Genomic DNA, 8,469 nt, shown 5'->3' on the forward strand with positions numbered 1-8,469 from the left:
CATTTCCTTTAAGAACATACCCGTATACGACTCTGCCACTTCCGCTACACGCTCAGGCGTGCCTTCTGCTACTAATTTTCCGCCGGCTGCGCCCCCTTCTGGGCCGATATCGATAACCCAATCGGATTCTCGTATCAGTTCCAGACTATGCTCAACAACGATTACCGTATTGCCTGTATCAACCAGCTTGCTGAGTAAAGTATGGAGCTGCTTAATGTCAGATGGATGGAGGCCTGTAGTCGGTTCATCCAGCAGGTAGAGCGTATGGTTTTTGGAAGGCTTGCTCAGCTCTTTCGCCAGTCTGATCCGCTGTCCTTCGCCGCCAGATAACGTTTTGACCGATTGCCCCCATTTCAAGTAGCCTAGTCCGACTTCACAAAGCATCTCGATAATACCTGTTATCTTTGTTTCATTTTTGAGAATAGCTAAGCTTTCCTGCACAGACATATTCAGCAAATCCGATATAGAGCAGCCTTCATACTGAACCTGCAAAACCTCATCCGTAAATCGTTTTCCTTTGCAGTCAAGACACTTTACCTCCAGATCAGGCAAGAAGTTCATATCAACGGAAAGCACACCTAGCCCCTGACATGTCTCACAACGACCACCAGAGGTGTTAAATGAGAAATGTTTGGTTGTCAGTTTTCTTTTTTTAGCTTCAGGCAAACCAGCGAACAACTGGCGCAGCTGCGTAAACACATCCGTATACGTTGCTACGTTGGAGCGCTGCACTCGTCCCATGGGTGTCTGGTCAAATATAACGACATTTCCGACATGCTCTAAGCCCGTAATTTTCTTGCACCCTATTCGCTCCAACTCCTTCTGACTTCCTTCTGCTAGGATATCAAAGACTAGCGTGGATTTGCCGGAGCCAGATACACCTGTAACGGAAACGAGACAGCCAAGCGGGAATGCTACAGTTGGAATGTCAACATTACGGAGTTTAGCCTGCTCGATTGTAATAAACTGACCGTTGCCTGCTCTGCGGATGCGTACAGGAGTTGAGCCATTCTCTTCTCTCAAATAAGCGCCTGTAACCGAAAGCTTACTGGACATTAAATCCTCCAGACTTCCTTCGCCTACGACGGTTCCACCGTGCAACCCAGCGCCAGGACCTATATCGATGATATGGTCTGCAGCACGCATCATCTCAACATCGTGCTCGATTACGAGTACTGTATTCCCTAAATCACGAAGCTGCTGAAGTACTCGTATGAGACCGGATGTATCACGGGGATGAAGACCCGTGGTCGGTTCATCCAAAATATAAAGTACTCCGGTTAGGCCAGAACCGAGCAGCGATGCGAGCCGCAGCCGCTGTGCTTCGCCGCCTGATAACGAAACGGTTTGCCGATTCAGAGAAAGATAGCCTAGGCCAACATCAATGATTCGTTTTAGCCTAGTAGGCATATCATGCAGAATGGGTTCGAGCAGATAATGACCTTCAGGCGGGAGCGTCTCTTGTAATTCCTCGGTCCACTTAAATACATCACTGAGTGACCATTCCGATACATCGGAGATGGTTGAGCCGGCTACTTGAACAAGACGAACTTCTTTCTTAAGGCGTGCTCCTAGGCATTCCGGGCAAAGCTGTTCATGAAAAAAACTTCCCTCTTTTTCCGCAGTGCCTGTTTCCCCTTCTTTTTCTTTGTAACGCCTCCATAAACCAGGGATGACTCCTTCGAATTTTGTACCTTGGACAGGCTTCACATTTGGATAATGCTGCTTGAAGGCTTCACTACCGACACCATAATATAACAAATCGCGCTGTACCTCTCCGAAATCCTTTAATGGCTGATCCGGACCAAATGCAAAGCCGTAATGCTTTCCTGCCGCCATCAAAATACGAATTTGAATATCGCGATGAACCCCGTTCAGAGAAGCCACTCCCCCATCGCGCAGACTGAGCTCCGAATTGAAAACGGCTGCTTCATTAATGCTTGCCACATGCCCAAGCCCACTGCAAGCTCCACAGGCTCCTTCTGGCTTATTGAAGGAAAAGTGTGACATTCCTAGCTGCTCAAGCGCTGCTCCGCAGTGAGGACAGCCTATCATTTGATGATCCATTTCCTCATCTTCATCGGCCATTGCACCTATGGGCTCAAATAAAGGAGCTATGTGACCGCTGCAAGAAGGGCAAATCCGCTTCCCTAGTCGCGAGAAGATAAACCTTACAAACGTATAGATATCGGTTACTGTTCCGACTGTTGAGCGCGGATTTCGATTGGTAACATGCTGTCCAACGCTGATGGAAGGTGATAATCCTTCGATAGACTCAACCTTCGGCTTCCCTATCGAATCCGAGGTCATGCCCATGGAATCCAAATACTGCCTTTGGCATTCTCTTTGAAGTGTATCCATAGCCAAAGTTGATTTGCCAGATCCTGATGGACCTGTAAGAACGACCAGCTTGTACTTTGGAATTGAAAGGGAAACATTTTTCAGGTTGTTTTCACGTGCACCTTTAATAAAAATGGTATCTTTCATAAAAATCCTCCTCATAATAAATAATTATTCTATGTCTTATAGCATTCCGATCTCAAATATGGATTAAAGTGTTTAGCCATCATGACTAAAGTTTTTGCAAATTATGAATGATTTCGATAGAATGAACTTGATTAAATTCATTCCATCTAATATCTTTATAACAAAGTATCTCGGAATCCGAGATACCCATATCTTAAAAGGAGGTTTGTCCTTTGTCAAGCGAGCAACAAGTGCAAGCGACCGATCAGCAGGAACAATTCGTCGCACGTATGCGCGGACTAGGAAGCCGAACAGTTTTGTACCAACAAAATGTAGCTGCTGCTCTCGGCTTATATAATAATGATTTTTTATCTGTGGATATTTTACGTGAAAAAGGACCAATCACAGCCGGTGAGTTGTCCAAACTAACTGGGCTTGCTACTGGAAGTGTGACAGCATTAATTGACCGCCTTGAAAAATTCGGTTACGTACGCAGGCAAAACGATCCCAATGACCGTCGCAAAGTGATTATTGTTCCGCTCTATGAACAGAAAGAAGATGTCAGCAATACGTATATTCCACTTCACAACGAGATGGTGAAGCTGGCTTCCTCCTATACAGATGCAGAGCTGGAACTGATTACACTGTTTCTAGAGAGAGCCGGCAAAGTACTAGATGATCAAATTGATCACCTCAGCTCTGCAAAAAGCACTAAATCTTCATCTTAAATATAGGGCACACCAATTGAAAAGGACGATATCCAGAAGTCTAATGACCTCAGGATACCGTCCTTTAATGCAATTCATATTATTATCGTCCTTCTTACTTTTTACTTTTGTCCTTGAGCTGCCTATCAATCGAAGTAGATCGTTTTTCCGGTTTTGGCTGATAAGTAAACCGCTTCCAGAATAGCCGATACCACCATCGCCTCTTCAGGCTTAACGAGCGGATCGGTGTCGTTCACAATACTGCTGATCCACTGCTTGGCTTCATACTCGAAATCAGTCAGGTTTTCTCCACGGAATTGCTCTCTCTCGGTTGCTTTCACGTCGATGACGTTGAGAAATAAGCTGCCGTCCCTCTCACCGTTAATGCGCAGACCATCATGAAAATCAGCACCGCCCTTCGTACCGCACAAATATGATCCTTCAGATTTGGCGATATTAAGTGCCCAGCTGGTTTCAATTGAAACGACAGCACCGTTTTTGAATTTCACATAACCAAAAGCGGAATCTTCTACTTCAAACTGCTCTGGGTCCCATGATCCCCATTCATTAGCTGCATTTTCTGTATCCTTCAGCTTCTGAAACACACTGCCTACAACACTGTGAGGTTCATAATTGTTCATCAGCCATAGGATGAGATCCAGTGAATGGGTGCCAATATCGATCAAAGGTCCGCCGCCTTGTTTCTCTTTATCCAGAAATACTCCCCATGTAGGAACCCCTCTACGCCTTGTTGCAACCGCTTTGGCATAATAGATCTCGCCAAGCTCATCATTCTCGATCATTTTTTTTAACAGCAACGACTGAGCTTTGCTGCGGTTCTGGTAGCCGACTGTCAGCTTCTTGCCGGTTCTAACATGAGCTTCGTACATCGCTTTCGCTTCGGCACTGGTCTTGGCCATCGGCTTCTCACACATAACGTGTTTGCCTGCTTCCATGGCATCGATTGAAATGACGGCATGTGAAATATTTGGCGTCAATACATGAATGACTTCAATATCCTCCATGGCTAATAGCTGCTTATAATCGGTAAAAACCTTCGCGCCGGGAACTCCATACTTCTCAGCAGCTTCGCGCGCTCTTTCTTCGATTAGATCGCAGAATGCGACCATCTTTACATTACCCACCTTGGCTAAGCTTGGCATATGTTTGCCGCCAGCAATCATGCCGCATCCGATAATACCTACCTTTACTGTTCGCATCTAATTAATTTCCTCCTTGCCGTTTAAAATCTACCGTTCTTCTCTCGTGATGTGCGATATATGCCGTTTCAAGAAGCTCCGTCAGCTTTGTTCCGTCCTCGAGTCCAAATGGCATCGGCTTGTCGTTCAGAATGCCATCCACCCATTGTGTTAGTGGAAGCGGCTGCTCCTTTGGAAGCTGTCGAGGTGAAATCCAGCCTTGGAGCGGTGAATCGGTATGTTTGGAAGCAAATTTAACATCTTCTCCGGATATGATCAGTGTCCCTTCCGTACCGTATAGTTCAAACGCAGATGGCGTCGAGTAAGTAACAAGGCTCGTTTCCAGCAGCGCAACCGCGTTGTTAGCAAACTCAATCGAGCATTGTGCATTATCTTCAACAGCCCGGCCCGTAAAATAATTAAACATGGATGTAATTCGTCTCGGCTCACCAAGCAGCCAGCTTGCCAAATACATCGGATGGCAACCAAGATCCATCATAGCTCCGCCGCCTGCCTGTTTCTCATCGTACCAGTATTCAGGCAGCCAATTGTTTAATGCTCCGTCGTGACCATTTCGGATACGCAGCAGCGTAACGGCGCCAAGCAGCCCATCATCCAGAAGCTGTTTTGCGAATAAATGGTGAGGCCTTGTTCGAGCGGGAAAAGATATACAAAACTTCACGCCGGATTTTTGTACAGCAGCCGTAATTTTGTCGCATTCGGCTACCGTAAGCGCCATCGATTTCTCTGTGAAAATATGTTTTCCAGCTTGCGCAGCAGCAACCATGACTCCCGCGTGCATGCTGGTAGGGGCATCAATGACAACAGCATCTACGTCTTCCCTTTGAAGCAGCGTATCCAGATCAGATTCAAAAGCAGCTCCGAGCTCTGCTGCCCACGTTCGCCCTCTCTCCGTTATTTCATCCCAAACTGCTGTTATGTTTACGTTCCCAAGTGATTGCAGGTGTTTGGCATATCCATCAGCATGAACATGCCATTTGCTAATCATCGCGACATTTAACATTCAAAAATCCCTCCATTATTCAAATATTTGCTTAAGCGGCGAATTGCTAATCTTTAAAAGCCGTTGCGGGGTACCCGGCGCCAAATGGCGCGTCTGGCCGCTCATATTCTCCTGCTAAGTAACGGCGCATAGGCGTTGTACGCTCCAAATAGTCCTTGTTGTTTCCAAAGCGATCGGAGAATCGAACCCAAGGCGGACTATAAATATAATGTGCGGTATAACGGTCGTAATCTCCGTCATGATAATATGTACGATGCCAAACCGCGTTATGGAAGAGCAATACAGATCCGGCAGGCGCACAAATGACATGTCCTACAGGCAAATCACCTTTGTCGCGGCGGATGTCTGCCGGGAGTGGAACTTGGGCTCTATGGCTGCCTGGAATCATCTCCATGTTGCCCATCCTAGGCAGCGATTGGTCAGTGAGTAAATAGGAAGCACGAAGCTGCAGCAGAGGAATCGGATAAGCTAGTTGATTAAAATCGTAGGCTCCTGAGCCATCCTGATGCCAGCCGCCTGCTCCTCCAAATGCAGGCTGCTTCGTGCACCAAGCGGATTGAAGAATGAAACGATCGCCATATAATGCTCTCACTTTTGGGAGCACCGCAGGGTGATCAATCAACTGGTCCAGCGTGGGTTCACTTTCAAATCCTCGGCCAACCTGAGCCCATCCGGTTGTACCTTCTCTCTCATGCAGGCGAATAGATGCCTCCAAACATTGCTGTGCTTGGTCAGCGGTTAATACATTAGGRATGATCAAATAACCCCACGACTCGAACATGAAACGGTCAAGCTCTGTGAATTCACCGGGTTGCGAAATGGCATTAAGTCCTTGACTGTGCTCGGCATTCATGCGATAACCTCCTGCTTTCTGGAGTGAACTGCTTCTTTTATATATAAAATATGAACGGTAATTCATTTAATGCATAGAATGCTTGGATTATTCCGATTATTTTTATTTAAATCATCAACATTTTGGTTAACTAATCGCTTTGTGTTATCTAATAAACGACGTTATCAACTAATTGCTCTTACAATTGTTTGTTTTTCAGATTCATTTTCTAAAATCGTATATATTTAATATGTATTTTGAGATTTTCCATTTTCGTTGAATAGCTTTGATAAACATAAAAAAAATGGAGGAGTTCCGAAGAACTCCCCTACACAGGCATTTCTTATTGTTACTGAATGATCAATCTGTTACTGAATGATCAAACCAAATCCATTCTGAATGTAATTCGTGTTGGGATGAGCGATATTGCTAGTCGTCAGGTTGTTGAACGTTGCTGATCCATTCCCCGTATAGGTGTAAATTGYCGCACCTGGATGCGGTGATGTGAACCGCGATGTAAGGATTCCATCACGTCCCGTACCATTAATATTGATATTGTTGAACACGATATTTTCAAATCCGCCGCCATATCCAAACTGGATTGCACTGCGCTGCGTATTGATAATATCAATGTTGGTAAACGTCACGTTTTTGATGGAATCGTTAGATGCCTCCAAATCGATAGCTCCGCGTTCACCATTGTAGAGGTCTTTACTGGTTCCGCTGTTTATAATCGTTGTATCCGAGAACAAAATGCCGGTATTGTTCTGGAAATGGTAGCCTGGGAATACAGTGTTCATTCGAATGCCAGATCCGCCGACAGTGTCGATGATCAAGTTGTTAGTAGCCTTATGTCCTCCCCCGCCGAAAAATGCAATAGCAGCCGCACGCCAGTTATTCTCAATCGTATTAAACGAGAAAGTATTGTTGACACCCGCGCGGGCACCATTTACATTACTCGTCCATACGGCAAGACCATCATCACCGTTATTTCGGACGCTGCTGTTGCGAACAGTCGAATTACTTGTGCCTTGAGCGAAGTTGACACCATCAGCAAGATTATTTCGGATACGGCTATTTTCAATCACGAGCCCATCCGCATAAATTGCTGGTGTATGTGCATAATCCCCTACCCAAAAACCGCATTCAAAGTGCTCTACCCATACATTGTGCACCTTTGAATTTTTACCGAAATTGTCCATAAAGCCCTTGTAAATAGCACCCTCGTGATAGCGTGACCGCAGCTTGGAATTCATATAAATATTGCTAAAATCAAGCTTGCCTTCGACACGGAATGAAATGCCGCCCGATGCTACATTAGGGTTGGTAAACTGGATGTTTGTATGCCAGATGCCTGCGCCCATGATCGTAATATCATTAATCATGTTACTGACAGAACCGACCTTCCACATGTTTCCGAGATGGAATGTTCCTTCTGGTATATACATGATTTTTCCTGTAGAAACCGCTGATGTTACAGCAGCTTCGAAGGCTGCAAGATCATCGAGGCCATCGTTTGCAACAGCGCCAAAATCCGTTACAGAAACCGAGTTGGCTGGGCGGGCAATCGCAGCAGGAACCTGCTCGATTTCAAGGAAGTCTACACCATATTCGAGATTGTCTGCATTGCTTTTTTGGATACGTATGGTATCGCCAGGTTGAAGAGCTGTGTCTAGTTTCCAATGCACCTCATCAAATCGGAAGAGCGGACGTCCTCCTGATGGAGTGTCAGCTGGTTGATCACTTGCGAAATACTGCCAGTTGTAGTAAGAAGTGAGCGGGATGGTCTTGGCTTTGACACCATTGACGTAAACATCAAGTGATCCGCTGAGCCCCATGCCATCTGACGAGTCAGGCATCGTAAATCTCATCGTAACGCCTGCTCCGCCCTCCCCTTGCCTTACGTTCCACTGAAGATATGAGCCATTCGATGGAAGTGACACGTAACTCTGACCAGATGCCTCGGATGCAATCAGCGCCTGATCGAATGTCGGTGCAGATTGTAAAGTTGCCCCTCCACCACGAGTCGCATCCTGCGTATCGTACCTGTTGTAAGGCATGCTGGCACCTCGAGCAGAATAAACGACTAGACTTGTTGAACTCGTGTTATTTGCTTGCTTAATTGCTAATTCGTTGGCATCAACAGCAACGATTGTTGATACGGTATAGTTGCCAGTTACTGCTGTCCATGTCCCAGGAATACTGACATTTGCAGATGCTCCAGCTGCTAATGTACCGCTG

At 45.9% G+C, this 8,469-nt stretch carries 6 protein-coding genes; 1 reads left to right on the forward strand and 5 read right to left on the reverse strand.

The features are described 5' to 3' along the window. Positions 1 to 2,487: excinuclease ABC subunit UvrA (gene uvrA / locus AC1DSE_RS25015; RefSeq protein WP_477528350.1), on the reverse strand; the 2,487-nt coding region annotated here is incomplete at its 3' end. 212 nt (positions 2,488 to 2,699) lie between these two features. Between uvrA and AC1DSE_RS25020 the strand changes: the two genes are divergently transcribed. Then, a complete protein-coding gene (locus AC1DSE_RS25020) occupies positions 2,700 to 3,194 on the forward strand; it encodes a MarR family winged helix-turn-helix transcriptional regulator (protein WP_441883223.1) in 495 nt (164 codons plus the stop codon). A gap of 125 nt (positions 3,195 to 3,319) precedes the next feature. Here AC1DSE_RS25020 and AC1DSE_RS25025 read toward each other — a convergent pair whose 3' ends face one another. From AC1DSE_RS25025 to AC1DSE_RS25040, 4 genes are all read right to left on the reverse strand, one after another. Continuing rightward, positions 3,320 to 4,393: a Gfo/Idh/MocA family protein gene (locus AC1DSE_RS25025; protein ID WP_477528351.1), complete on the reverse strand. Its 1,074-nt coding sequence runs from the start codon at positions 4,391 to 4,393 to the stop codon at positions 3,320 to 3,322. A gap of 4 nt (positions 4,394 to 4,397) precedes the next feature. Then, a complete protein-coding gene (locus AC1DSE_RS25030) occupies positions 4,398 to 5,396 on the reverse strand; it encodes a Gfo/Idh/MocA family protein (RefSeq protein ID WP_441883227.1) in 999 nt (332 codons plus the stop codon). A gap of 46 nt (positions 5,397 to 5,442) precedes the next feature. After that, entirely contained in the window at positions 5,443 to 6,249 is an 807-nt protein-coding gene (locus AC1DSE_RS25035; RefSeq protein ID WP_477511175.1) for a phytanoyl-CoA dioxygenase family protein, read from the reverse strand. 347 nt (positions 6,250 to 6,596) lie between these two features. Beyond that, on the reverse strand, positions 6,597 to 8,469 hold a 1,873-nt coding region (locus AC1DSE_RS25040; protein WP_477528352.1), incomplete at its 5' end, for a right-handed parallel beta-helix repeat-containing protein.

It is taken from the genome of Paenibacillus sp. 01L418, assembly GCF_056400045.1.

Coding starts and splice junctions, on each gene's coding strand:
- AC1DSE_RS25030 (WP_441883227.1), bottom strand. CDS start 5,396: ATGTTAAATGTCGCGATGATTAGCAAATGGCATGTTCATGCTGATGGA.
- AC1DSE_RS25025 (WP_477528351.1), bottom strand. CDS start 4,393: ATGCGAACAGTAAAGGTAGGTATTATCGGATGCGGCATGATTGCTGGC.